Origin of the sequence: Seonamhaeicola algicola (assembly GCF_007997385.1) — a bacterium.
Lineage (GTDB): Bacteria > Bacteroidota > Bacteroidia > Flavobacteriales > Flavobacteriaceae > Seonamhaeicola > Seonamhaeicola algicola.
On record NZ_VOSC01000025.1, the window covers coordinates 645,599 to 670,698 of the forward strand.

General features: G+C 32.6%; 25 protein-coding genes and 1 tRNA gene. 15 read left to right on the top strand and 11 right to left on the bottom strand.

The window, feature by feature from the left end; genetic code table 11:
• Positions 1–65: 65 nt before the first annotated feature.
• From yidD to FUA26_RS11540, 5 genes are all read right to left on the bottom strand, one after another.
• Positions 66–290 carry a membrane protein insertion efficiency factor YidD gene (gene yidD / locus FUA26_RS11520; RefSeq protein ID WP_147136054.1) on the bottom strand — a complete coding sequence of 75 codons (225 nt, stop codon included), beginning with the start codon at positions 288–290 and terminating at the stop codon, positions 66–68.
• Positions 291–390: 100 nt separating this feature from the next.
• Positions 391–1,872 (bottom strand): cysteine--tRNA ligase, encoded by a 1,482-nt coding sequence (gene cysS / locus FUA26_RS11525; RefSeq protein WP_147136057.1) that lies wholly within the window; start codon positions 1,870–1,872, stop codon positions 391–393.
• A gap of 37 nt (positions 1,873–1,909) precedes the next feature.
• On the bottom strand, positions 1,910–2,587 hold the full coding sequence (folE, locus tag FUA26_RS11530) for a GTP cyclohydrolase I FolE (RefSeq protein WP_147136060.1): 678 nt from the start codon (positions 2,585–2,587) through the stop codon (positions 1,910–1,912).
• Between the two features lie 224 nt (positions 2,588–2,811).
• Entirely contained in the window at positions 2,812–4,341 is a 1,530-nt protein-coding gene (locus FUA26_RS11535) for an OmpP1/FadL family transporter (protein ID WP_186826908.1), read from the bottom strand.
• A 31-nt stretch (positions 4,342–4,372) separates the two neighbouring features.
• Positions 4,373–5,593, bottom strand: a complete 1,221-nt coding sequence (locus tag FUA26_RS11540; RefSeq protein ID WP_147136063.1) for a hypothetical protein — start codon at positions 5,591–5,593, stop codon at positions 4,373–4,375.
• Between the two features lie 99 nt (positions 5,594–5,692).
• On the opposite strand from FUA26_RS11540, the gene proS reads away from it, so the two are divergent.
• From proS to rpsT, 3 genes are all read left to right on the top strand, one after another.
• Positions 5,693–7,171 carry a proline--tRNA ligase gene (gene proS / locus FUA26_RS11545; protein WP_147136066.1) on the top strand — a complete coding sequence of 493 codons (1,479 nt, stop codon included), beginning with the start codon at positions 5,693–5,695 and terminating at the stop codon, positions 7,169–7,171.
• A 115-nt stretch (positions 7,172–7,286) separates the two neighbouring features.
• Positions 7,287–7,358, top strand: a tRNA-Glu gene (locus tag FUA26_RS11550).
• 27 nt (positions 7,359–7,385) lie between these two features.
• A complete protein-coding gene (gene rpsT, locus FUA26_RS11555; RefSeq protein ID WP_147136068.1) occupies positions 7,386–7,637 on the top strand; it encodes a 30S ribosomal protein S20 in 252 nt (83 codons plus the stop codon).
• A 194-nt stretch (positions 7,638–7,831) separates the two neighbouring features.
• On the opposite strand, the gene rho is transcribed toward rpsT, so the two are convergent.
• Complete coding sequence (gene rho, locus FUA26_RS11560; protein ID WP_147136071.1) at positions 7,832–9,445, bottom strand: transcription termination factor Rho; 1,614 nt, start codon at positions 9,443–9,445, stop codon at positions 7,832–7,834.
• A 199-nt stretch (positions 9,446–9,644) separates the two neighbouring features.
• Here rho and FUA26_RS11565 point away from each other — a divergent pair, with 199 nt between their 5' ends.
• Positions 9,645–10,055 carry a DUF4293 domain-containing protein gene (locus FUA26_RS11565; RefSeq protein WP_147136074.1) on the top strand — a complete coding sequence of 137 codons (411 nt, stop codon included), beginning with the start codon at positions 9,645–9,647 and terminating at the stop codon, positions 10,053–10,055.
• 240 nt (positions 10,056–10,295) lie between these two features.
• On the opposite strand, the gene FUA26_RS11570 is transcribed toward FUA26_RS11565, so the two are convergent.
• Positions 10,296–10,790, bottom strand: coding sequence for a metallophosphoesterase family protein (locus FUA26_RS11570; RefSeq protein ID WP_147136078.1), 495 nt, complete (start codon positions 10,788–10,790; stop codon positions 10,296–10,298).
• Between the two features lie 107 nt (positions 10,791–10,897).
• On the opposite strand from FUA26_RS11570, the gene truA reads away from it, so the two are divergent.
• Positions 10,898–11,650 carry a tRNA pseudouridine(38-40) synthase TruA gene (truA, locus tag FUA26_RS11575; protein WP_147136081.1) on the top strand — a complete coding sequence of 251 codons (753 nt, stop codon included), beginning with the start codon at positions 10,898–10,900 and terminating at the stop codon, positions 11,648–11,650.
• Entirely contained in the window at positions 11,643–13,406 is a 1,764-nt protein-coding gene (locus FUA26_RS11580; protein WP_147136084.1) for an ABC transporter ATP-binding protein, read from the top strand. Before truA ends, FUA26_RS11580 begins: the two co-directional genes overlap by 8 nt.
• A gap of 32 nt (positions 13,407–13,438) precedes the next feature.
• Here the strand turns inward: FUA26_RS11580 and FUA26_RS11585 are convergent, their stop codons facing one another.
• The 4 genes from FUA26_RS11585 to folP are packed head-to-tail and all read right to left on the bottom strand — an operon-like array spanning position 13,439 to position 16,549.
• Positions 13,439–14,224, bottom strand: coding sequence for a DUF3667 domain-containing protein (locus FUA26_RS11585; protein WP_147136088.1), 786 nt, complete (start codon positions 14,222–14,224; stop codon positions 13,439–13,441).
• A 9-nt stretch (positions 14,225–14,233) separates the two neighbouring features.
• Positions 14,234–15,019: a diadenylate cyclase gene (locus FUA26_RS11590; RefSeq protein WP_147136091.1), complete on the bottom strand. Its 786-nt coding sequence runs from the start codon at positions 15,017–15,019 to the stop codon at positions 14,234–14,236.
• A gap of 36 nt (positions 15,020–15,055) precedes the next feature.
• Positions 15,056–15,718, bottom strand: a complete 663-nt coding sequence (locus tag FUA26_RS11595; protein ID WP_147136094.1) for a hypothetical protein — start codon at positions 15,716–15,718, stop codon at positions 15,056–15,058.
• Between the two features lie 6 nt (positions 15,719–15,724).
• Positions 15,725–16,549 carry a dihydropteroate synthase gene (folP, locus tag FUA26_RS11600; protein WP_147136097.1) on the bottom strand — a complete coding sequence of 275 codons (825 nt, stop codon included), beginning with the start codon at positions 16,547–16,549 and terminating at the stop codon, positions 15,725–15,727.
• A 131-nt stretch (positions 16,550–16,680) separates the two neighbouring features.
• Between folP and FUA26_RS11605 the strand changes: the two genes are divergently transcribed.
• From FUA26_RS11605 to FUA26_RS11645, 9 genes are all read left to right on the top strand, one after another.
• Positions 16,681–17,217 (top strand): DUF1599 domain-containing protein, encoded by a 537-nt coding sequence (locus tag FUA26_RS11605; protein ID WP_147136099.1) that lies wholly within the window; start codon positions 16,681–16,683, stop codon positions 17,215–17,217.
• Positions 17,218–17,240: 23 nt separating this feature from the next.
• Positions 17,241–18,572, top strand: coding sequence for a BT_3928 family protein (locus tag FUA26_RS11610; RefSeq protein WP_147136102.1), 1,332 nt, complete (start codon positions 17,241–17,243; stop codon positions 18,570–18,572).
• Between the two features lie 7 nt (positions 18,573–18,579).
• Positions 18,580–19,656, top strand: coding sequence for an ABC transporter permease (locus tag FUA26_RS11615; RefSeq protein ID WP_147136105.1), 1,077 nt, complete (start codon positions 18,580–18,582; stop codon positions 19,654–19,656).
• A gap of 45 nt (positions 19,657–19,701) precedes the next feature.
• Entirely contained in the window at positions 19,702–20,193 is a 492-nt protein-coding gene (locus tag FUA26_RS11620; protein ID WP_147136108.1) for a TlpA family protein disulfide reductase, read from the top strand.
• Between the two features lie 51 nt (positions 20,194–20,244).
• Positions 20,245–20,994, top strand: a complete 750-nt coding sequence (gene tpiA, locus FUA26_RS11625; RefSeq protein ID WP_147136111.1) for a triose-phosphate isomerase — start codon at positions 20,245–20,247, stop codon at positions 20,992–20,994.
• Between the two features lie 213 nt (positions 20,995–21,207).
• Positions 21,208–22,578, top strand: a complete 1,371-nt coding sequence (locus tag FUA26_RS11630) for a hypothetical protein (RefSeq protein WP_147136114.1) — start codon at positions 21,208–21,210, stop codon at positions 22,576–22,578.
• A gap of 10 nt (positions 22,579–22,588) precedes the next feature.
• Positions 22,589–23,215 carry an outer membrane beta-barrel protein gene (locus FUA26_RS11635; RefSeq protein WP_147136117.1) on the top strand — a complete coding sequence of 209 codons (627 nt, stop codon included), beginning with the start codon at positions 22,589–22,591 and terminating at the stop codon, positions 23,213–23,215.
• Between the two features lie 10 nt (positions 23,216–23,225).
• The gene (locus tag FUA26_RS11640; RefSeq protein WP_147136120.1) at positions 23,226–24,236 is read left to right on the top strand and encodes a LamG-like jellyroll fold domain-containing protein; all 1,011 of its coding nucleotides are present in this window, start codon (positions 23,226–23,228) and stop codon (positions 24,234–24,236) included.
• Complete coding sequence (locus FUA26_RS11645) at positions 24,233–25,096, top strand: hypothetical protein (RefSeq protein WP_147136123.1); 864 nt, start codon at positions 24,233–24,235, stop codon at positions 25,094–25,096. Before FUA26_RS11640 ends, FUA26_RS11645 begins: the two co-directional genes overlap by 4 nt.
• Positions 25,097–25,100 lie beyond the last annotated feature (4 nt).

Consider the following 25,100-nt stretch of genomic DNA (forward strand, 5'->3'; position numbering starts at 1 on the left):
TCTAAATAATTTTGAAATTATGAGGGTCAAATATGAATATAAATTCAGTAATGAAAGTAAAAATATTATGGTACTGGGTCATGACCTGATTTACCCCATGGGTGGCAACTAAAAATGCGTTTTATAGCTAACCAACCGCCTTTTAAAAGCCCGTATTTTTTTAAGGCTTCTTTACTGTATTGAGAGCAGGTTGGGTGAAACCTACACGTAGCAGGTGTTAAAGGTGATATAAATAATTGGTATATTTTTATTAAGAACAGAAACGGTGCTGTGAGTATTTTTTTAATCATTTCTTATTTCTTTTAAAAATACCTGGTTAATGTTATTAATAGTACATGTTATATAACGAAGAACGTTTAGTTGTAAAGTCTTCTAAATGACAGTATACTATTAATTAACAGAAAATGTTGTGCCGTCTTTCCCGTCTTTAAGTATAATACCAACTTCTGCTAATTCATCCCTAATTTTATCAGACAGTGCAAAATCTTTATTAGCTCTGGCTTCTTGTCTTAGCTTTATTAAAACATCAACAGCACCAGCTAATTTATCGCCTCCGGCAGCGTTTTCAGCATCTTTTAAAAGTCCTAAAACATCAAAAGTAAAGGTGTTTAAACTGTTTGATAATAGCTTAATATCATCGGTAGTTAGTGTTGCGCTACCATCTTTAACTTGATTTATAAATTTAACAGCTTCAAATAAATTGGCTATTAAAATTGGGGTGTTAAAATCGTCATTCATGGCATCATAACATTTTTGAAGCCATTCATTTATGTTTAATGATGATGTACTAGATGCTTTTAACATTGGTATTAATGCCATAGCCTCCATGAGTCTGTTATAGCCTTTTTCGCTGGCAAGTAAACCTGCATCGGTTAAATCTAACACACTACGGTATGATGATTGTGCCATGAAAAAGCGAATTACACTAGGCGAATAAGCTTTACTCATTTTGTCATTATTACCCGAAAGCAATTCATGCGGATTTATTGTGTTGCCTGTGGTTTTAGACATGCGTTGCCCGTTTAATTCAAGCATATTGGCGTGCATCCAATAGTTTACAGGCGATTTGCCTAGAGCAGCTTCATTTTGAGCTATTTCACACTCATGGTGTGGAAATTTTAAATCCATACCACCGCCATGAATATCAAAAGTTTCACCTAAATATTTTGTGCTCATTGCAGTACACTCTAAGTGCCAACCAGGGAAACCATCGCCCCAAGGCGAAGGCCAGCGCATAATATGTTGTGGTTCGGCTTTTTTCCAAAGTGCAAAATCTTGCGGATTCTTTTTATCTGTTTGCCCGTCAAGTTCGCGGGTGTTATGAATTAAATCTTCTAACTTACGTTTACTTAGTTTGCCGTATTCGTTAGATTCGTCAAATTTATGAACATCAAAATATACCGAGCCATTTACCACATAGGCAAAACCGTTTTCAATTATTTTTGAAATTAACTCAATTTGCTCAATAATATGGCCTGTTGCAGTAGGTTCAATACTTGGTGGTAAAAAGTTTAAGGTACTTAGTACGTTGTGAAAATCTACGGTGTAGCGTTGTACTACTTCCATAGGTTCTATTTGTTCTAAACGTGCTTTTTTTGTTATTTTATCTTCACCAACATCGGCATCATTTTCTAAGTGTCCAGCATCAGTTATATTTCTAACATAACGTACTTTATAGCCTAAGTGCTTTAAGTATCTAAAAATTACATCAAAAGACATAAAAGTTCTAACATTACCCAAGTGTACGTTGCTATATACTGTGGGCCCACAAACGTACATGCCTACGTGTCCTTCATTTATAGGTTTAAAAACTTCTTTTTGTCCAGTAATTGAATTGTAAATTTTTATCTCCTGATTTTTATAAAGCTGCATGGTTGATGGTGTGGTTTTGTTTATGGATTGATGCCTTCTAAAACTTAGTGTCTAATTTTATATAATCTAAAAACTCTTTACGGGTAGCCATGTCTTTAAACTTGCCGCCAAATTCTGATGTTACTGTGCTGCTTTCAATATCTCTAATGCCTCTAGAGTTTACACATAGGTGTTTAGCATCAATAACACAAGCTACATCTTTGGTGTTTAATACTTGTTGTAATTCTTTTACAATTTGAATGGTTAAACGCTCTTGTACTTGTGGGCGTTTTGCGTAGTAATCTACAATACGATTCATTTTTGATAGGCCAACTACACTTCCGTTTGAAATGTATGCTACATGTGCTCTACCAACTATTGGTAATAAATGGTGTTCGCAGGTTGAGTAAACAGTAATGTTTTTTTCAACTAGCATTTCACCGTATTTGTATTTATTATCAAAAGTAGATGCGCTTGGTTTTTTATTAGGGTTTAGCCCACCAAAAATTTCGTTTACAAACATTTTTGCAACACGGTTTGGTGTGCCTTTTAAACTATCATCAGTTAGGTCTAAACCCAATGTTTCCATTATGTGGCGTACATCATCTTTTATAATGTCAATTTTCTCTTCATTGGTAAGTTTAAAAGCATCGCTACGCATAGGCGTGTCTTGCGATGTGCCAATATGCTCATCTCCTAAAGCATCAAAATCATCGAAGTTATTGTCCAATTTCATGTATCTAAAACTTTTGTTTTTACGGTTGAAAAACGTAAAAAATCAACTTTGGTGTGCAAAGATACGTTTTTCGGTTATTTAACTAATATTATTAACAATTAATTGTAATTTATTGCTAATGGTTGTTTTTGGTCTGTTTAATTAGGAAAACATTACATAAAAGAAAAGCTTGAGGGGGCTATTTACCTCAAGCTTTTAACACTCAAAAAAAAGTTATTAAGTGGTTATATGTTGAAACTTAACGATACCGTTACGTTTGAGTTTTTTCTATCGCGAGTTGCTATTGGTGCGTTACCAAAATCTAAATTATAAAGCGTGTTAATGTATGATCTTTCAAAATAATCATAAGTTACATCTAGTTTTGTATTGCCAAAATTATAACCTAAACCAAGCGAGTAACCATTTAAATCGCCTACAGTAAAACCATCTTTGTATGGGCTTTCTTCAAAACGGTAACCACCTCTAAAGCTAAATTGTTTGTGTTTGTATTCGCCACCAAATCTGTAAGTGGAAGCATCAGTAAATGTATTGCTTATGTTTTCGTTTAAAACTTTATAATAATCATCATTTTCTGGTCTAAATTCTGTGTCACTGTAATCTTTTCTAGAATAATCAAAACTAATTAAACCCTTGTTGCCAAATACATAGGCTAAACTTCCTGTTACTTTTGAAGGTGTTTTTAGCTTGTACTGAGGGTAAACATTTATAATTTGAGGATTTATACCAACAAAACCATTATCGCCATCGGTTCCTAAATATTGTGATGTTTCTTCTTCAATGGTGTACCAAGTAGGAGAATCATAAGTTAAACCAACTCTAAATTCATCAGTAACTTTCATGATACCACCAAGTTGAAATGAAAAACCATTACCTCTGGTAGTTAAATTGTTTTCAAATTCAACAAAGTTAACTGTAGACCCTACGTTATTATTATCTTCAAATAGTAAGGTTGAACGTTGGTAATCTATAAAATGAGAATTTAAATTTAAACCTAAATATAGGTTATCTTCATACTGTGTAGCTACGTTAAAAGATACTTTACCATTGTAGCCTGTAGCAGCATAGGTATAGTCATGTTGAAAATCACCGGCAGCTATATTTGATGTGTAATTGGTATTTGCATCATCAAGGTTTTCAGGCTCTAGTATAAAGCTTTCATAGCCTAAAAAAGCTTGTTGGTGTGGAAAACCAAATGAATTACCAATATCTAAATAGGCATCAGCTAATGATTCTCCATCAAAAGCTGAAATTTCGTCTAATCTTAAACCTTGGGCAAAATCATAAAAATAACTAGCAATAGAATTACTAAAATCAGGATCAACAACAGTATTCAAACCTTGAGCAAACCAAGTATTATCATGGTTTCCTGTACGTTCGTAAGCCACGGCTAATGAAAACTTACGCCATGGTGAGTTGTTATTACTTGCAAATACAAATGCTGCACCTGCTTGACTTATATCAAAGTTAGTATCATCAGTTCTACCTGTTCCACCAAAATAATCAGTTTTATTTTTTGTTTGAAGGCTTGCGCCAGTAATTGAGGCATGACTTCTGCTAAAAACAGCTGAACTAGCTGGGTTTAAACTAACGGCACTCATATCGCCTCCAAGTGCACCAAAGGCACCGCTTAAGGCTCTAAAACGAGCTGTTCCTTGAATTTCATCTTGCGAATAACGAAGCGCATCGGTTAAATCTTGAGCGTAAACTGCAGACATAGATAGCAAGCCTATGCACAATACGTGTAACTTTTTCATATGAGATATTTAATTTTTTTTAAACTGAATTTTATCGTCTTCTTCCACCGCTAGATGAACTTCTTCCACCGCTTCTGCTACTTGATGATGATCTAGACATTGATGATCTTGAGCTTGAGCTTCGGCTAGATGAACCATAAGAAGAACTTCGGCTGCTAGAAGATGAAGATCCATAATTTCTCGAAGGATATGAGCTTCTAGACGAATTATTATTGTAGCTTCTAGTAGGTTGTTGGTAATTAGAACTTCTTCTAGCATAAGGTGTAGTAGACCTTGTTGTAGAGTTTGATGTTGGTGTTCTATTTACTGTTGTGCCTCTACTTTGCGTGCTAGAATATCTGTTAGTACCACTATATCTTCTAGCAGTGTTGTAATTGTTTGTAGCACTTCTGTTATTACTACCGCTAATTCTAGATGTAGTAGTGCCTCTTCTGTTATATGTTGTAGCTCTGCTAGAGGTGCTAGATACACTACTGCGGCGTGCTGTATTGTATTTTGATGTTGCGCTAGTAGAACGTCTAGATGTGTAATTTCTGCTACTTAAACCACTTCTAGAACTTTTATTGTAATAGCTACCTCTGCGGCTTGAGTTATATGCATAACCGCGGTTGCTGTAGTATCTGTTATTGCCATAATAGCCACCATAATATCTGTGTGGGTAGTTGTATCTCCAAGGGTTGTATGCCCAACTACCGTAAAAACCACCACCCCAAAACGGATCGTAATAACCCCAGTTATTCCAACCCCAATTCCAGTCATTCCATCCCCAATAGGTATTCCATCCCCAGTTGTTCCAACCCCATCTAGAGTAAGGTCTGTTCCATCCCCAACCAAAACCAGCATTCCAACCCCAGTTATTCCAACCGTTGTCAATATAGTTTATGGTTACGTTGTTAGGGTTTTGTCCCCAACCAGCATGTCCTTGGTAATCATTGTAAATAGTGTCGTTTACCGCGTAATCATCAGTATAATACGAATCTATATCAGTAAAAATAGCACCGTTTTCAAGTGTGTTTTCGTATTCTAGAGATTTGTTTCTAAAGTAATTTTTGTAGTAATTACTTCTGTTGTCGTTAGGCACTTCAGTAACTGTTTGTGTAGGGGTATTAGCTATTTGTACTGTAGAAGAACCATAAATACCATCATCATCAACACCAACGTATTGATAAGACCCACATGATACTATACCAAACATTAAACCAATTAAGGCTAAGATTGATACATTTTGTTTTGTGTAGTTATAAAAGTGCATATCTCTAGAATTTTATTGTTGAACATAACAAAAATAGTTAGTTTTGCTGAACTATTTTTTTATTTAACATAATCACAATATTTGTGCCAAAACATTTATATGAGTAAAAAACTTACCAGCAGAGCAGAAGATTATTCCAAATGGTATAACGAATTGGTTGTAAAAGCGGACTTAGCTGAGAATTCGGCTGTTAGAGGTTGTATGGTTATAAAACCATACGGATACGCTATTTGGGAAAAAATGCAGGCAGAATTAGATAGAATGTTTAAAGAAACAGGACATCAAAACGCATATTTTCCGCTTTTTGTTCCTAAAAGTTTATTTGAAGCTGAAGAAAAAAATGCAGAAGGATTTGCTAAAGAATGTGCCGTAGTTACACATTACAGATTGCAAAATGATCCTGATAAACCTGGTAAGTTAAGGGTAGACCCCGAAGCAAAGTTAGAAGAAGAATTAGTTGTAAGACCAACCAGTGAAGCCATAATTTGGAATACCTACAGAAACTGGATACAATCATACAGAGATTTACCAATTTTAGTAAACCAATGGGCAAACGTAGTACGTTGGGAAATGCGCACACGTTTATTTTTACGTACAGCAGAGTTTTTATGGCAAGAAGGACACACAGCACACGCTACAAAACAAGAAGCTATAGATGAAACTAAACAAATGAATAACGTTTACGCCAACTTTGTTGAAAATTTCATGGCAATACCAGTTATTCAGGGTGTTAAAACTGAAAGCGAACGTTTTGCCGGTGCTGATGAAACATATTGTATTGAAGCATTAATGCAAGACGGTAAGGCTCTACAAGCAGGAACATCGCACTTTTTAGGCCAAAACTTTGCCAAGGCTTTTGACGTTAAATATGCAAACAAAGAAGGTAAGCAAGATTACGTATGGGCAACTTCTTGGGGTGTTTCAACACGCTTAATGGGAGCGCTTATTATGACGCATAGTGATGATAATGGCCTGGTTTTACCTCCAAATTTAGCACCTTATCAAGTTGTAATTGTTCCTATATATAAAAATGAAGAGCAATTTGAAGCTATAAGTAAAGTAGCTGAAGATATAATTAGTGACTTAAGAGAACGAAATATATCTGTTAAGTTTGATAAACGTGATACTTTAAGACCAGGCGCTAAATTTGCCCAACATGAGTTACAAGGTGTGCCTTTACGAATTGCAGTAGGACCAAAAGATTTAGAAGATGGAACTGTTGAAGTTGCGCGTAGAGATACCTTAACCAAACAAACAGTTATTTTAGATAGAATAAATGTTGTAATTGAAGATTTATTAGAAGAAATACAAAAAAGTTTGTTTGATAAAGCATTAGCCTATAGAAACGAACATATAACTAAAGTTGATACTTTTGATGAATTTAAAGATGTTTTAGAAAATAAAGGCGGATTTATAGCAGCACATTGGGATGGAACAGCTGAAACCGAAGAAAAAATAAAAGAAATAACAAAAGCTACAATTAGGTGTGTTCCTTTAGGAAGTGCTGAAGAATCAGGTAGTTGCGTGTATTCGGGAGCGCCATCAAAAGGTAGGGTTTTGTTTGCAAAAGCATATTAATTGAAATTTTTTTCAAAAAAAATGAAATAAGTGTTGCAACATTCAAATTTAGTAGTATCTTTGCATCCGCAATCACGAATTGCTCAGTTCATCAAAACACTGAAATAACCTAAATGGCCCGTTCGTCTATCGGCTAGGACGCCAGGTTTTCATCCTGGTAAGAGGGGTTCGATTCCCCTACGGGCTACAATTTTTTATAAAATAAAAAAACGAAATGGCAAATCATAAGTCAGCATTAAAAAGAATAAGAAGTAACGAAGCTAAGCGTGTGTTAAACAAATATCAACACAAAACTACACGTAATGCAATTAAAAGGTTACGTGAGCTTACTGATAAGAAAGAAGCGGAGGCTTTATTTCCTCAAGTTGTTTCTATGCTAGATAAGTTAGCTAAGAAAAATATTATTCACAATAATAAAGCAGCTAACCTTAAATCAGGTTTAGCTAAACACGTAGCTTCTTTATAAGATAAGCTTTAAAAGTATTAAAGCCTTTCTGAAAAGAAAGGCTTTTTTTATTGAGTAATTTTATGCATGTTAATAAAGTAATTTGTTAACATGCATTTGTTGTTTATACTGTTTTAGAGATAGTTTATTATATTTCATAAAAAAAGCCCTAACAATTTTGCTAGGGCTTTACATTTATTAAGGTTAGTTTATATTTATCCGTTCATGGATATTAGAAACTCTTCGTTATTTTTAGTTTGCTTGAAACGTTCGTTTGTAAATTCCATAGCTTCAACAGGGTTCATATCTGCTAGATATTTGCGTAACACCCACATGCGTTGTATGGTATTTTCATCAAGTAAAAGGTCGTCTCTTCGTGTACTAGATGATGTAAGATCAATAGCAGGGAAAATTCGTCTGTTAGATATTTTTCTATCTAACTGTAGTTCCATATTACCAGTACCTTTAAATTCTTCAAAAATTACTTCATCCATTTTAGAACCTGTTTCTGTAAGTGCTGTAGCAATAATAGTTAAAGAGCCACCATTTTCAATATTTCTGGCAGCACCAAAAAAACGTTTTGGCCTATGTAAAGCATTAGCATCTACACCACCACTTAAAATTTTACCCGATGCAGGTTGTACCGTGTTGTAGGCTCTTGCTAAACGTGTAATAGAATCTAAAAGAATTACTACGTCATGCCCACATTCAACTAAACGTTTTGCTTTTTCTAAAACAATATCGGCAATTTTTACGTGTTCATGAGCTTCTTTATCAAAGGTAGATGCTATGACTTCGCCACGTACGTTACGTTGCATATCTGTAACTTCTTCTGGGCGTTCATCAATTAGTAAAATCATTTGATAAACTTCGGGGTGGTTTGCGGCAATAGCGTTAGCAACATCTTTAAGTAACATGGTTTTACCTGTTTTAGGTTGCGATACAATCATACCACGTTGCCCTTTACCAATAGGAGCAAACAAATCCATTATTCGTGTTGAAATGGTACTTTGTTTTTCAGCTATATTAAATTTTTCTCTTGGAAACAAAGGTGTTAAATGCTCAAAAGATACGCGGTCTCTAACAACTTCAGGTTTTTGGCCGTTAATTCTGTTTACTTTTATTAAAGGGAAATACTTTTCACCTTCTTTAGGAGGCCTAACATTACCTAAAACGGTATCGCCCTTTTTAAGGCCAAATAAACGAATTTGCGATTGTGATACGTAAATATCATCTGGTGATGATAGGTAGTTATAGTCTGATGAGCGTAAAAAACCATAACCATCTTGCATAATATCTAAAACACCTTCACTTTCAATTATGGCATCAAATTCAAAATCTGGCTCACGATAACGGTTTCTGTTGTCTTTATTGCCATTATCAACATTATTTTTTTGATTTTTATGCTGATTTTTGTGTTGACGGTGTTTTTGCTGGTTATTGTTATTATTACCGCTATTATTGTTGTTGTTACTATTATTGCTATTGTTGTTGTTTTGAGGCTTACTTTGCGTTTGTTCCTCTTTTTTAGCTTGCGGTTTATCTTCGGTAGGTTTAGCAGCGTTTGCTTCAGCTTTATCAGTATTGCTAGTGTTAGCAGGTTTTTTTTGAACGCGCTGTCTCTGTCTTTTAGGTTTAGGTTTGTTGTCTTCGGCTTTTGCTTCTGGTTTAGCCTCGGTTGTTGCCTTTGGGTTAGCAGCTTGATGATCTAGAATTTGATAAACTAAATCTAATTTTTTTAAAGAACGGTACTTAGGGATACTTAATTCTTTTGCAATCTCTTGTAATTCAGAGAGTTTCTTTTCTTTTAATTGTGAAATTTCAAACATTGATGTTTATAATTGAATATAAAATTTTGAATATAATTTTTGAGTAATTCTAAGAAAAAATGATTTTATCTGGAGAATTAACCACTTGTAACAGCGGTTGTTGTGAATTAATACTGCAATTATACAACTTTATTTTAATTTTTTATACTAAAATTTTAAAGAAACTATTATTTTTGCTGTCCAGTTTTAAGAAAAAAGTATGTTACAACGTATACAAACCATATACCTTTTACTTGCAGCCGTAGTTTCTGGCGGGTTAATATTTGTGTTTAACCTATGGAAAACCAGCCAAGGCACAGTAGTATTTGCACAAGATATCAGTTATGTGTTTGCAGCTTTTATAACATCGGCATTCTTTTCATTGGTAGCAATATTTAGATACAAAAACAGGAAGTCTCAATTTATGTTGGGCCGCCTGAACATGATATTAAACTTTATTTTACTAGGATTTTTTGTATATCAATCACTAAATTTATCTGGAGAAACGGCGGTTTCTGAGAAAGGTATTGGGGTACTTCTTCCTATCATTTCTATCGTATTTTTAGCTTTAGCTAATAAAGCCATTAAAAAGGACGAAGACCTTGTAAAATCAGTAGATCGATTGCGATAAAAACCTAATATCTTAGTAGTATTAGTGCGTAAGCCCAAGGTGAAGACTTTGGGCTTTTTTTTATATTTTAGGGCGTTACCCTTCGGGTCGGGCTTTTCGCTAATAGTTTTGGCTTTACGCTATGCTAGCCAAAAGCTGCCGCTTCAATCCCTAACGCACCCATCAGCCAACATTTCAACCAAAACTAAATGAATATCCATCTATTAAAGGTTGTTCAAAACAAAAAATACACTATAAAATTTACCGTTTATTAAACTCAATAACCTCTAAATTATCAATTTTTTTACCATCAATAGTAAAACGTAACATAGTACGTGTTTTATGAAAACCATGTTTACCAACCGCACCAGGATTCATATGAATTAAATTCAGTTTTTTATCAGGCATCACTTTTAAAATATGCGAATGCCCACAAATAAACAACCTTGGCGGATGCTGTTTAATAGCCTCTCTAACGCGTATGTTGTAAGCGCCTGGGTAACCGCCAATATGCGTTATCCAAACATCAACACTTTCGCACATAAAGCGGTTATGCTCCGGAAATTCAACCCTAACCTTAGCATCATCAATATTGCCATAAACACCTCTTAAAGGTTTTAAAGCTTTAATAGCATCAGTAACCTGTAAACTTCCAATATCGCCTGCATGCCAAACCTCATCAGCTTGTTTTACATATTTTAGTACATCATCATCAATATAACTATGCGTATCAGAAAGTAAGAGAATTTTGGTCATGAGTTCATTAATACTTGGTGTGTTTTAATATTTAATTAAGATTTCAACAGTAAATAAAAACTGAAAACTGTATATCTTTGCTGTTTCAACAAATGTATTAAAACAATTTGAGGTATTTTATAGAACTATCTTATAACGGAAGTGCGTATCATGGTTGGCAAAACCAACCTACAGCAATATCAGTACAAGAAGTTATAGAAAAAGCATTATCAACATTACTAAAGCAACCTACAGCAATTGTAGGTGCAGGACGTACAGATACTGGTGTACATGCTTCACAAATGTTTGCACATTTTGATACAAATATTACTTTTAGCAAAACACAACTAACCTATAAACTCAATGCGTTTTTACCAAAAGATGTAGCTATACACCGTATTTTTAAAGTAAACCCCAATGCGCATGCACGTTTTGATGCTTTAAGTAGAACATATTTATACAGAATAACGCTTAAAAAAAATGTATTTTCATATAATAATGCGTTGTTTATGAAGCAAGATTTAAATGTTGAAAACATGCAAAAAGCCACAGATATTCTATTTAATTATAAAGATTTTCAATGCTTTTCTAAAACAAATACCGATGTAAAAACGTATAATTGTGATATAATGAAAGCACAGTGGTTTTTTAAAGATGATGAACTCCATTTTATAATACAAGCTGATAGGTTTTTGCGTAATATGGTTAGAGCTGTTGTTGGCACCATGATAAATGTAGGTTTAGGAAAAATATCGGTAAATGATGTGCATAAAATAATAGCCTCAAAAAGCAGAAGCGAAGCCGGATATTCTGTGCCAGCTCATGCTTTATATTTAATACATGTAGAATATCCAGATAGTATAACATTGAATAATGACTAAAAAGAAAGAAAGTATTTTTGATTTTGTGCTTTTTAAGCGCCTTTTTCAATACATAAAACCATACAATAGCATTTTTGTAGGGTTGTTTGTTTTAGTAATTTTTTTAGCAGGATTAAGTGCAGCAACACCATATTTAACAAAAGATGCTATAGATAAAGGTATTGCATTAAATAAACCCGACACGTTTTTAATATATGTGATAATAATGTTTGCGGTTTTAATTTTACAAACCGTTTTTCAGTTAGGTTTTATTTATTATGCCGCTTGGTTGGGGCAAAATTTGGTTAAAGATGTAAGAACAAAGCTGTTTAATCACCTATTAAAATTTAAAATGAAGTATTATGATAATTCTTCGGTAGGTGTATTAATTACTAGGTCTGTAACCGATATGGAGCGTATTGCCGATATTTTTGGGCAAGGACTTTTCATGATTTTTAGAGATATTTTAACCATGCTTGTAGTTTTTGGAGTTATGGTTTACACAAACTGGAAGTTAAGCTTAATAGTTTTACTAATGCTACCCGTTTTACTTTATGCTACCCGTATTTTTCAAAAGTACATGAAAAAAGCATTTGAGGAAGTTAGAACCGAAGTGTCTAACCTTAACTCGTTTGTGCAAGAACGTATAACAGGTATGAAAATATTACAGCTTTTTACCCGTGAAGACACCGAGTATAAAAAGTTTAAAGAAATTAATGAACGCCATAAAAAAGGATGGTTAAAAACCGTTTGGTATAACTCGTTTTTCTTTCCTATTGCAGATTTGGCCTCATCTGTAACCATTGGTTTGGTTGCCTGGTATGGTGGTTTAAATGTGGTTGAAGGATCTGTTACTAAAGGTGTTTTAGTTGCATTTATAATGTTTATACCAATGCTTTTTAGGCCTTTGCGCCAAATAGCAGATAAGTTTAATACACTACAAATGGGTATGGTAGCAGCAACCCGTGTTTTTAAAGTGTTAGACACAACATCGCAAATTGATGACACAGGCAATATTGTAGCCAACCATTTTAAAGGCAATATTAAATTTGATAACGTACATTTTAGTTATGTTGATAATGAAACGGTTTTAAAAGGTATTTCATTTAATGTAAAAGAAGGTGAAACTGTTGCTATAGTTGGTGCTACTGGTGCTGGAAAATCTACCATTATAAATTTGTTGAGTAGATTTTATGAAATAAAAGGCGGTAATATTTATATTGATAATACCAATATTAAAGATGTTACCTTAGCTTCATTACGCACCCAAATAGCAGTTGTTTTACAAGATGTATTTTTATTTGCCGATACTATTTTGAATAACATAACATTAAATTATCCTGAAATTACTGAAGCACAAGTACATCAAGCAGCAAAAGATATTGGTATACACGATTTTATTTTGAGTTTACCAAACGGTTATCATTATAACGTTAAAGAGCGTGGTGTTATGTTGTCTTCGGGTCAGCGTCAATTAATTTCGTTTTTAAGAGCCTATGTTACAAACCCAAGCATTTTAGTTTTAGATGAAGCTACTTCTTCTGTAGATTCGTATTCAGAACAACTCATTCAAAATGCTACAGAAAAAATTACAAAAGGTCGTACATCAATAGTTATAGCACACCGTTTGGCAACTGTAAAAAAAGCCGATAAAATTATTGTAATGGATTCTGGAAATATTGTTGAGCAAGGTACACACCACGAACTTCTTAAAAAAGAAAATGGTTATTACAAAAACTTGTATGAAGTACAGTTTTTACAAGAAGAGGTTGTTTAGATTTTTTATTAGATAACTTAAAATTTCAACTATTATAAATTGCCATTTTTAAGCATAATAATGGCGTAAATAATACCAATACCAATTGAAAGACCAAAGAATAGGATAAAAAACAGAATTAAAAATAAAAACGTTTTTAATATAAGCTCCTGATAATTTAGGTTAAATAGCCTTTTTAATAAAAAACAGTTGTAAAACAAGGCTACAAGATACATTAAGCTTCCAGAAAGTAAATATAAATTAGAATTAAAAATTAACACTACCAACCCTATTAAACCTGAACTTATGGAATACAGCGACAAGCTATACATGTACGTAACTAAATGTTCTGTGTAATTATAGCGCTTATTTAAAAAAAGAAACCATGATAACAATGCAAAAAATGGTATCATAGCTGAGTAAATTAATGAAGAATAGTCTAGTGAAAAATTACCAGAATCTGCCATAATTTGTTTAGAAGCTTCATTAGAATACATTTCGTAGTTTTCAATAAGTGTAGAAATATCTAATGCATTAGGGTAGAATTTTCTAATAATAAAAATAACAAACCCAGTTAATGTTAATGAAATACCAAAAAAGCTTATAGGATTAATGTAGCGTTTTCTTACACCGCTTACATAAGCATCAATTACAACTTCGGGCTTTATAAGTAAATGTACTATGGTTGTAAAAAGTTTGTTGTCATAATTAAAAAAGGTTTCTCCAAGATGTTGAAGTAGGTTTTTTATAGTAAGCCTTTTTCTAATAACCTTGGCGCCACATGCATTACAATAGTCGCTTTCTGGTAAAATTTCGTTATAACAGTTTTTACAATTCATAAGGAATTATTAAGCTAGATCTTTTTTAATAGCAGAAACAAGTTGGCTAGTATCTTCAAAAGCTATAAATTCTCCATCTTTAAAGTACGAAATATGTCCTGTTTCTTCACTAACAGCAAGTGCTAAAGCATCGGTTTTTTCGGTAACGCCAATGGCTGCTCTGTGGCGTAAACCAAAGCGTTGCGGTATGTTTTTTTCATTATTAACAGGCAAAATAACACGGGTGGCTTTAACAATATTGTTGCTTACAATTATAGCGCCATCATGTAACGGGCTGTTTTTAAAAAAAATACTTTCAATAATAGGTTGGGTAACTTTAATATTCATTTCATCACCCGATGAGGTTAAAAAATCTAAGTTATTATTGCGTTCAAAAACAATTAAAGCACCGGTTTTAGACATAGACATTTTATTACAAGCCGATACAATGGCATCAACATCAGTAGTACTTGTAGCATCGGTTTTTAAAAACTTAAAACGTTGCAAAAACTTAAACCTATGGCCAAAATTGGTGGAGCCAACCATGAGTAAAAATTTTCTAATTTCTGGTTGAAATACAACAATTAAAGCAATAATACCAACTTCAATAAAACCTTTTAGTAGCCCATTTAAAAGTTGCATATCTAAAAAGCCCGTAAGCTTAAAAGCCCCATAAATTATAATAATACCAATAAAAATATTTATAGCTACTGTACCTTTAACTAACTTGTAAAGGTAGTAGAGCAGGAGTGCTACCACTACAACATCTAAGTAATCTATAAAACGAAGATTTAAAATGTCTTTAAAGATGTCCAATGGAATACGGGTTTTGGTAAATTTAGTAAAATAAGGTTAATTATAAATAAATTCTATGGGTGATATTTTTGCGTGTTTTATTTTTGTTATAATATGTTCTTTATAAGTAATATAATCTTGAAATAATAGATTTGAATTGAAGTGAAGTTTAATGGTATTTTCAGCTACATCAAACGGTTTTATTGTTTTAGCTAAATTATTTTTTGTTGTTTTTTTTGAAACCGTATCTAATTTAAAATTTATAACCCTAATTATATTTGATGTATTAAAGTTTACTATTATTTCATTAGGTGATGCTTTTAAGTTTGAAAGTGTATTGGTATTGTTGTAAACCAAATTAGTAAACTCAATAAACCCTAAATTATTTTTACTAATATCGTGGCATGTAAAATAATTTTTAGCATGTTCGTTTTTGTGGCCAGCATTAGCCTTTTTTTCTTGTAAAAATTTAATATGCGGAATAACTTGTTTTAAAGTTAAACGTTTATCAATATTAACAAGCCAATTAGTAGTGCTAATTAGGTTTTTTCGGTTTAAATCAACACTATCAGCTTTCGTTTTATCATAAAATAAGTATGCTGCTGATACGTCATTAATTTCAGATATTTCAGAGGTATTAATTTCGGGTAGTTTTACCACTTTATCTTTTCCGCAGGAAAAAAATAAAATAGAAATAATGAGCAAATAAATATATTTCATGTTTTTCTAACAATTTAAATTTTGAATTAATTTAACCGTTTCAACAGCTTCTTTAACATCATGCACTCTTAAAATTGAAGCGCCTTTTTGTAAACCAATAGTGTTTAAAACTGTTGTGCCATTTAAAGCATTTTGGGGTGTGGTTTGAAGTAATTTATAAATCATAGATTTTCTTGAAACCCCAACAAGCATAGGTTTTTCAGTAATATTTAATAATTCTAGGTTGTTTAGTAGTTTATAATTTTGCTCTAAAGTTTTAGCAAAACCAAAGCCCGGGTCAATAATAACATCTGTAATACCTAAGTTATGAGCAGCTTGTATTCTTTCAGAAAAATAAAAAATAAGGTCTTTAACAATATCATCATAATTGGTTAGCTGCTGCATGGTTTGGGGTGTTCCGCGCATATGCATCATTATGTATGGTACCTGTAAATTGGCAACGGTTTTTAGCATGTTATCATCAAGTTTTCCTGCCGAAATATCGTTAATTATAGCGGCGCCAGTTTCAATACTTTGTTTAGCAACTTCAGCTCTAAACGTATCTACCGAAATAAGTGTTTCAGGAAATTTTTTATCAATAAGTGCTATAATTGGCAATAGGCGTTGTAGCTCTTCGGTTTCACTAACAAAATCAGCGCCCGGGCGTGAGCTATAAGCACCAACATCAATAAATGTTGCACCATCAGTTAACATTTTTTCAACCTGATTTAAAATAGCATTTTCATTGGTGTATTTACCGCCATCAAAAAATGAATCGGGTGTAAGGTTTAAAATACCCATTACTTTAGGGGTAGTTAAATCAATGAGTTTTCCTTTACAGTTAATTGTCATAAAAAAGGGTTCAAAATTTGATGCTCAAGGGTTAAAGTTTTAATAAAATCATAAATATTTAGAATTACGAACTTAGAACTTTGAACTCTGAACTATTTAAGCGAAATTTACGCAAAATACATATTAATTTCATGCAAGATACCTCAAAACAATATACAGCTGTAATTGAAACTTGTAAAAGTTTATTTAAAAAGAAAATGGCCGATTACGGAAGCGCCTGGAGAATACTGCGTTTACCTTCATTAACCGATCAAATTTTTATAAAAGCACAACGTATTAGAGGCTTGCAAGAAAACAAAGAACAAAGGGTTGATGAAGGGCAAGAAAGTGAGTTTATTGGTATTATTAATTATTGTATTATGGCTTTAATTCAACTAGAAAAAGGTGTTGTAGAGCAACCAGATTTAAACACCGAAGAAGCTGTTGCATTGTATGAAAAGCATGTAGCCATTACCAAAGAATTAATGGAAAATAAAAACCATGATTATGGCGAAGCATGGCGCGATATGCGTGTTAGCAGCTTAACCGATTTAATTTTACAAAAACTACTTCGCGTAAAACAAATTGAAGATAATGCCGGAAAAACATTGGTTAGCGAAGGTATTGATGCTAATTACCAAGACATGATAAACTATTCGGTATTTGCACTAATTCACTTAGGTGAATAAATTTCAAAATAAATTAAAATTACATGAAAGCAATAGTAAGTATATCAAGAATATTTGTAGGCGTACTTTTTATAATATCCGGATTTATAAAATTAAATGACCCGCTTGGTTTCTCATATAAATTACAAGAATATTTTAGTACAGATGTATTAAATATACCATTTTTAGAACCTTACGCATTACTAATATCTGTTTTTGTTGTAGTTTTTGAAGTGGTTTTGGGCGTATTTTTATTAATAGGCTATAAGCCAAAATTTACGGTTTGGAGCTTACTTCTAATGATAGTTTTCTTTACATTTTTAACATTCTATTCAGCGTATTTTGATAAAGTAAAAGATTGCGGATGTTTTGGTGATGCCCTTAAACTAACACCATGGGAAAGCTTTACCAAAGATGTAGTATTGCTGGTGTTAATAGTAATTATTTTTATTGGTGTAAAACACATAAATGCGGTATTTGGTAAGCTACAAACAACCATTTTAGCATTGTTAAGTTTTATAGTAAGCTTGTGGTTTGGTTATCATGTTTTAATGCATTTACCAGCTATAGATTTTAGAGGGTATGCTATTGGAAAAAATATAGCAGAAGGTATGAGTATACCAGACGATGCCAAAAAACCAGTTACAGAATACGCATGGAAATTTAATGTTAATGGCCAAGAAAAAGTGATAACAACATTAGGCGATTACCCTACAGTTGAAGGTGAATTTGTTAGTGTTGAAACCAAAGAAATTGAAAAAGGTTACGAACCACCAATTTATGACTTTTCTATAGAAAGTGAAGATGACGATTTAACACAACATTTTTTAACACAAGATAATGTTGTTATTATTGTATCATACAATTTAGATAAAATTGAATTAGAAGGAGCAAAAAAATTGAAACGCTTTATTGAAAATGCTACAAACCAAGGCTACCAAGTTATTGGTTTAACTGCATCTGGTAAAGATGTTAAACAGCGTATTAATGAAGCTTTTGGTTTAGATGTTACATGGTATTTATGTGATGAAAAAGCTCTAAAAACAGTAGTGCGTTCAAACCCTGGTATTTTAGAGTTAGACCAAGGTACTGTTAAACAAAAAGTACATTGGAATGATTTAGAAAGTTTTCAGTTACCTAAGGTTAAGAGAACTGAGCCAAAAGAAAAAGCTCCAAATGCTTTAGTTATTATTGATGGTGAAATATCTACTTACAAGGCATTACAAGCTTTAAACAAAGAAGATATTGAAGCTATGCATATTTTTAAGGAAAAGGATTCTGTAATAGAGTACAATAAAAGAAACAATACGTCATATGACAATATCATTAAAGTTGAATTGAAAAATAAAGATTCTATAGTTTCTAATAACCAATAACCAACAACTGATAAACTATTTATTAAATAAAATTATATACGCTTTGCTCACTTTATTAGGAGTGGTTACTGTGGTATTCTTTTTATTTAATGTGCTTCCAGGAGATCCGGCGCAAATGATGTTAGGACAAAATGAAGATACAGAGCAACTTAAATTAGTAAAACAGAAATACGGTTTTGATAAACCTATTGCTATACAATATGTTTATTATTTAAATGATTTATCACCACTATCATTTCATTCAAATAAAAAGCAAGATTACACAACTTTACAATCTGGAAAATACACAGCTAAGTCACTTTTTACCATTGGAAATACAACCACTGTTTTAAAGTTTCCGTATTTAAGAGAATCTTTCACAAAACAAGGTAAAAAAGTAACCCAAGTTTTAGCTGAAACATTGCCAAATACTTTTGTGCTAGCAGTTTCGGCTATTTTTATAGCAATTAGTTTGGGTATTATTTTGGGTATAGTTTCTGCACTTTATAAAGACCAATGGTTAGATAAATTTATACAAGTTGTTAGTACTTTGGGTATGAGTGTACCATCATTTTTTAGTGCTATACTATTTGCGTGGTTATTTGGCTTTGTGTTACATGAGTATACCAATTTAGAAATGACAGGAAGCCTTTATGAGCTAGATGATTTTGGTGAAGCCATGCATATAAAATGGAAAAATTTGGTGTTGCCAGCAGTGGTTTTAGGTATTAGGCCGTTAGCGGTAGTTATTCAGTTAATGCGTAATTCATTATTAGAAGTTTTTAATCAAGATTATATCAGAACCGCTAGAGCAAAAGGGCTTAGCGAGTTTCAAATTATAAAAAAACATGCTATAAAAAACGCAATGAATCCAGTGGTTACGGCCATTTCAGGTTGGTTTGCATCCATGTTAGCAGGCGCCGTTTTTGTAGAATATATTTTTGGTTGGAATGGCTTAGGGAAAGAAATTGTAAACGCCTTAAACACTCTAGATTTACCTGTAATTATGGGAGCCGTATTAGTAATTGCTACTTTGTTTGTAATGATTAATATATTTGTCGACTTAATTTACGCTTGGTTAGATCCTAAAGTAAAACTTAAATAATTTTCATTTTCGCACAAGCGGAAATTCTATTAAAAAAATAAATCAATGAAAAAAGTATATGTAATTCTATTGGCATTAACAGCTCTTTTTAGTTGTAAATCACAAGAGCCAACCCAATTTAATGAAAAAGCTCTAAATGATACATTTGTAACGTTAAATGGTGAAAACGTAACATTTCAATCTATTTTAAACAAGCACAAAGGCAAAACCATTGTTATTGATATTTGGGCATCATGGTGTGGAGACTGTATAAAAGGTATGCCAAAAGTAAAAGCTTTACAAGAAAATTATAAAGATGCAGCGTACGTTTTTTTATCATTAGATAGAGGGGAAGATGCTTGGAAAAAGGGTATTGAAAAATACAATGTACAAGGAGACCATTACTATATGCCTAATGGTAAAGATTGTGAGTTTGCAAACTTTGTAAACATAAGTTGGATACCTAGATATATGATTGTAAATAAAGCTAGCGAAATCGTTGTATTTAATGTTATTGAAGCTGATGACAAAAATCTTATTCAAGCTGTTAAAAATTAAGTACTTTAGCAACGTTTATATATCTCAAATAACATAAAAAAATACCATATCATGAGAAAAAATATTGTTGCCGGTAACTGGAAAATGAATAACGATTTATCAAAAACTGAAGCGTTATTAGCAGATTTAGCAAACCAAACTAAAACTTCAAACGCTGAGGTAATTGTAGCGCCAACATTTACAAACTTATACCAAGCTTATAAAGTTTTAAAATCAACCGATATTCATGTAGCTGCTCAAAACATGCATTATGCTGAAAACGGTGCTTATACTGGTGAAATTAGTGCTAGCATGCTTAAAAGTGTAGGAGCCGAAATAGTTATTTTAGGGCACAGTGAGCGTAGAGAATATTTTAATGAAACTGATGCGCTTTTGGCTAAAAAAGTTGATGCTGCTTTAGCAAATGATATGACTGTTATTTTCTGTTTTGGTGAAGAGTTAGCCGATAGAAAATCTGGAAATGAAGAAACTGTAGTTGAAAACCAAATTAAAAATGCGTTATTTCATTTAGAAGCATCGGCATTTAATAAAATAGTTTTAGCCTATGAACCAGTTTGGGCTATTGGCACAGGTGAAACAGCAAGTCCAGAGCAAGCACAAGATATGCACGCTTTTATTAGAAAAACGTTAGCAAACAAGTACGGAGCAGAAGTGGCCGATAGCGTTTCAATTCTTTACGGTGGCAGTGTAAAACCAGCCAACGCACAAGAAATTTTCTCTAAGCCAGATGTTGATGGCGGTTTAATTGGTGGTGCATCATTAAAAGCTGAAGATTTCTTTGCTATTGTAAATGCATTCTAGATTAAAGATAGTCTTGTTATGCTGAATTTGTTTTAGCATTTCAAATAAAATCTAATTGAAAAAGCGTTCAAAATTTAAAATTTGAGCGCTTTTTTAGTTTTGTAAATTTCTAAGGGTATTCCCTGATTTTTATAATCTGGGTGAATGCCCTTAGATTTTTTTATAAGGTTGAAAGTAACTTGCAATCAGTTATTAATAAACAATTTTAGCCTTATGAAAATTTTTAAATTTCTTTTAATATTTGCAATTACAACTATTTTATTTGTTGGTTGTAAAACTGAACCTCTTGAAGGTGATGATGAAGCCCCAGTAATAGAAATTATCGCCCCAATTGATAATATAACATTTCATCTTGAAAACGTTAGTTTACCATCCAATTCTATAGAAATACATGCCAGAGCTACAGATAATAATGCAGTTGTTTTTGGTGTTTTTACAATAACAGATGCTAACGGAAATTTAGTTGATGCAGATGTAGAAAGCAATTTTAGTGATAACAACAAAGTATTAGATTTAACTGGTAATTTCTCTACAACTACACCTGGAGTTTATTCCATTAATTTTCTTTTTAGAGATGCAAATGATAATAATGCATCTACTACAATAACTATAGAGTGTATTGCATCAGAAACCGAAGAAGAACAAGCAATTAATTATCAATTGTTTTATTCTGATAGACAGTACGAAAGTATTATGCGTGTAGACATTTATAATGATGCAACAACCCAAGAAACCTTATTGTCAAAAGATGTTACAGATGGTAAATCATTAATAATTTTCCCAGAATACAATGAATTACTTGTTGGTTCTACAGAATCTGGTCTAGATGTTAATATTACATCTGTAAATCTTTCAGCAGGAGGACGAGAAATAAAAAATGTATCAACTTCAAATTACATTTTCAGTGCATTAGCAAAAAATCAGACAAAGCAAGAGGTGTATTATTTTTTAGAAGGCGCAGATTTAAACAAAATAGGTAATCATAGACTTTATAAAATGAATGCAGATGGCAGTAATAAAACCATGTTGGTTCAAGTTGAAAATGCCACCAGAGCTAATGCAATTAAAAAAATATGGGTAGAAGACAGTGAACAACCATTTTTAATAATGCATGATAGATATGCCTTGTATTCTTACAACCTAGAAAGTTCTACCGATTTAGAAAGTAGTGCCATTTTTAAAACAGATGGTCATGAAATACATGATATAGCAGTAGATGTTTCTAATGATATTATTTATATGATACTGTCTTATGATAGAGGAAGTAGTAGATATTATACCGTAGGTACTTTAAGTTTAAAAGGATTAGATGTCAATTTAAATTTTGCTGAAATAGCACAAAATCATCCTGTAACTTCTCAATTTTTACCACATAGAATGAAGTTAGATATCAAAAATAAGCATGTCTATTGGTTTACAGAAAGTGATGACTATAAGAAATCTATTCTTAAGCGTGCCAGTTTTAATGATACTAGTGTACAAACCATATGGGAAACAACTACCTGTTTGTGTACAGGTGAAGTAGAAGACATAAGAATAGAAGATTATCAAATAAACACAGAATCAATAATAACAACAAATTAAAAGCAAAAAAATGAAAACAATAATCAAACTAACAGTATTAATGTGCTTTGTAACATCGTTAACTTTTGCACAAAAATTAAAAGTAACAGGAGGGGTAAACATAATGTATATTGATTATGCTGTAAGTACAATACATACAGAAAATCCCACAGATGGACAACCAACAGACACAGATTTAACTACAAAATTCACTAACTCAAAATCTACCACTTCATATAATAGTTCAATTAATTCAACTGTAAATTTTAGTAAGACGTCTAGTGAAACAGGGTTTTATTTAGGACTAGCTTTAGCAGATATAAATTTAGCTGATAAATTAGAATTGTTGCCAGAAGTAAGGCTTGTAGCAGTTAAAGACTTTAATCAAATACAAGTTCCGGTTTTAGCTTCTTATAATATTTCAGATAAGTTCAAAGCCAAAGTAGGTCCAAGTTTAGGGTTTCTGTTAGATACTGGTGAAGGCGTAAAATCTACCAATTTTGCAATTGATTTTGGATTGTCTTATGATGTGTCAGACAAAATATCAATTGATGCCAGATATGATTGGGGGCAAACTAATTTATTAGATAGAGGTGATAGTGATAATTATTTAAAGATTAATAACATTCAAATAGGGCTGTCTTACAGTTTTAACTAAATCAATTATTATGAAAAAACAATATTTTGTTTTATTGGTAAGTGTTTTTTGCTGCACTAGTTTCTTAAGCTTTTCGCAATGTGTAACATCACCAAATAATTTAATAAGTTGGTGGAAAGCAGAAGATAATACAAACGATTCATTAGGTAATAATCATGGTACTACCAACGGCACTTTATACACCACAGGTGTTGTGGGTAAATCATTCTTATTTGATGGCGTAGATGATGTGGTTGTGGTGCCACATAGCCCAGATCTAGATATCACTGGAGATGTTACGGTAGAACTTTGGGCAAAACAAACAGGTTTCGCAACAGTAAGCCAACAGGTTATTGCCAAAGGTGGAGGTTATGTACCTGCAGATGTTCCTACAGTATTTTCTATGCGTTTTGAAAATGCCACCTTCCAATGCATTTTTGAAGATAATACTGGAGCAAACATTGTTTTAACTGGTCCGAGTTTCGAAGACTTTCAATGGCACCATTATGTTTATGTGAGGCAAGGTAATCAACATTCTATTTATGCAGATGGTTTTCATTTTGGTTGGGAAACATTTAATAATGGTCCGTCAAGTACTGTAGGTTTACCTTTAACTATTGGAGGTCAATATCACAACCCTAACGGGGCTTTAAACGATTACACTAACTTTTTCTCTGGAGAGATAGATGAGATAGGTGTCTATAATCGAGCACTAACTGAAACGGAAATTCAAAGTATTTATAATGCCGGAGCCAATGGAAAATGTGCAGGTGTGTTAAGTACTGCAAATGAGGTGTTAGCCAAAAACACAATAAAAGCATATCCAAACCCTGTAATTCAAACTTTAAATATTCAGTGTGATGCAATACAAAATACAAAAATTACTATTTCAAATATTCAGGGGAAAGTCTTAAATGTATATAACAATGCGTCCTCAAAGCTGAAAATAGATATGACTGATAAAGCAACTGGTTTGTATTTTGTGTCTGTTCAAGCTAGTGATGCTTCAAAATCTAAAGTGTTTAAAATAGTAAAACAATGAGATTTTTAATTTTTATTTTACTGGGCATGTCTGCATTTTCACAAACTAAATTTGAAGGCATAGCAATTAAAGCTTCTGTGCCTGTTGGTTGGCAAGTACAAGAAGAAAATTACGGACAAGTTATGTTAAGTAATTCTAATGAGCAAGCTGCCATTATGCTAATAGAACATGGGTGGGCAAACGAACACGTTATATTACAAAACATGCAAGAAACCATACAAGAAGATGGTATGCAAGCCGCTTTAGCCACAGATATTATGCAGCTAGATAATGGAAACTATATAGCACTTTACCAAGGCAGTTATAGTAATGGGCAAGAAATTATTTTAGTGGCAGTAGTATCTAAAAGTAAACTTTGGCAAATAGGTGGAGTAATGACACTTGTTTTGGTGCCTAAACAAGCATTTAAAGATAGCTATCAAGATTTGGCTGTTGAAATTTCGAAATCTATAACATATTTACCTTTTATGAATAGTGCGGCAAAGCAAAAAGCCAATATGTTTAAGGGGAGAAAACTCGTAAAATACAGTTCTTATTACACTTCTAATTATGGTGGAAGTATAAGTGTAGGCTCTAACATTAAAGTTACTATAAACTTTTGTTCTAATGGGCAGTTTGCTTTTAATGGGTATTCAGATTTTCATGCAGGTGGTGGCGCCTTTGATGGTGAGGTGTCATCAAACAATAGCGAAGGTATAGGCTTATGGAACCTTATGGTAATTAAAAATTATATGGTCATTAGGTTAGTGTCTAATGCTGGTGAGGTAAATTATATGCCTATAGAACGTTACACAGAAGATGGCGCTTTTTATATTAATGGTGATAAATGGGTTATTGGAGCTAGTGATGTTTGCAATTAACAGA

What these genes read in the sequence shown, in the direction of transcription:
- yidD (WP_147136054.1), bottom strand. Translation starts at nt 290, where the DNA reads ATGATTAAAAAAATACTCACAGCACCGTTTCTGTTCTTAATAAAAATA.
- cysS (WP_147136057.1), bottom strand. Translation starts at nt 1,872, where the DNA reads ATGCAGCTTTATAAAAATCAGGAGATAAAAATTTACAATTCAATTACT.
- folE (WP_147136060.1), bottom strand. Translation starts at nt 2,587, where the DNA reads ATGAAATTGGACAATAACTTCGATGATTTTGATGCTTTAGGAGATGAG.
- FUA26_RS11535 (WP_186826908.1), bottom strand. Translation starts at nt 4,341, where the DNA reads ATGAAAAAGTTACACGTATTGTGCATAGGCTTGCTATCTATGTCTGCA.
- FUA26_RS11540 (WP_147136063.1), bottom strand. Translation starts at nt 5,593, where the DNA reads ATGCACTTTTATAACTACACAAAACAAAATGTATCAATCTTAGCCTTA.
- proS (WP_147136066.1), top strand. Translation starts at nt 5,693, where the DNA reads ATGAGTAAAAAACTTACCAGCAGAGCAGAAGATTATTCCAAATGGTAT.
- rpsT (WP_147136068.1), top strand. Translation starts at nt 7,386, where the DNA reads ATGGCAAATCATAAGTCAGCATTAAAAAGAATAAGAAGTAACGAAGCT.
- rho (WP_147136071.1), bottom strand. Translation starts at nt 9,445, where the DNA reads ATGTTTGAAATTTCACAATTAAAAGAAAAGAAACTCTCTGAATTACAA.
- FUA26_RS11565 (WP_147136074.1), top strand. Translation starts at nt 9,645, where the DNA reads ATGTTACAACGTATACAAACCATATACCTTTTACTTGCAGCCGTAGTT.
- FUA26_RS11570 (WP_147136078.1), bottom strand. Translation starts at nt 10,790, where the DNA reads ATGACCAAAATTCTCTTACTTTCTGATACGCATAGTTATATTGATGAT.
- FUA26_RS11580 (WP_147136084.1), top strand. Translation starts at nt 11,643, where the DNA reads ATGACTAAAAAGAAAGAAAGTATTTTTGATTTTGTGCTTTTTAAGCGC.
- FUA26_RS11585 (WP_147136088.1), bottom strand. Translation starts at nt 14,224, where the DNA reads ATGAATTGTAAAAACTGTTATAACGAAATTTTACCAGAAAGCGACTAT.
- FUA26_RS11595 (WP_147136094.1), bottom strand. Translation starts at nt 15,718, where the DNA reads ATGAAATATATTTATTTGCTCATTATTTCTATTTTATTTTTTTCCTGC.
- folP (WP_147136097.1), bottom strand. Translation starts at nt 16,549, where the DNA reads ATGACAATTAACTGTAAAGGAAAACTCATTGATTTAACTACCCCTAAA.
- FUA26_RS11605 (WP_147136099.1), top strand. Translation starts at nt 16,681, where the DNA reads ATGCAAGATACCTCAAAACAATATACAGCTGTAATTGAAACTTGTAAA.
- FUA26_RS11610 (WP_147136102.1), top strand. Translation starts at nt 17,241, where the DNA reads ATGAAAGCAATAGTAAGTATATCAAGAATATTTGTAGGCGTACTTTTT.
- FUA26_RS11620 (WP_147136108.1), top strand. Translation starts at nt 19,702, where the DNA reads ATGAAAAAAGTATATGTAATTCTATTGGCATTAACAGCTCTTTTTAGT.
- tpiA (WP_147136111.1), top strand. Translation starts at nt 20,245, where the DNA reads ATGAGAAAAAATATTGTTGCCGGTAACTGGAAAATGAATAACGATTTA.
- FUA26_RS11630 (WP_147136114.1), top strand. Translation starts at nt 21,208, where the DNA reads ATGAAAATTTTTAAATTTCTTTTAATATTTGCAATTACAACTATTTTA.
- FUA26_RS11635 (WP_147136117.1), top strand. Translation starts at nt 22,589, where the DNA reads ATGAAAACAATAATCAAACTAACAGTATTAATGTGCTTTGTAACATCG.
- FUA26_RS11640 (WP_147136120.1), top strand. Translation starts at nt 23,226, where the DNA reads ATGAAAAAACAATATTTTGTTTTATTGGTAAGTGTTTTTTGCTGCACT.
- FUA26_RS11645 (WP_147136123.1), top strand. Translation starts at nt 24,233, where the DNA reads ATGAGATTTTTAATTTTTATTTTACTGGGCATGTCTGCATTTTCACAA.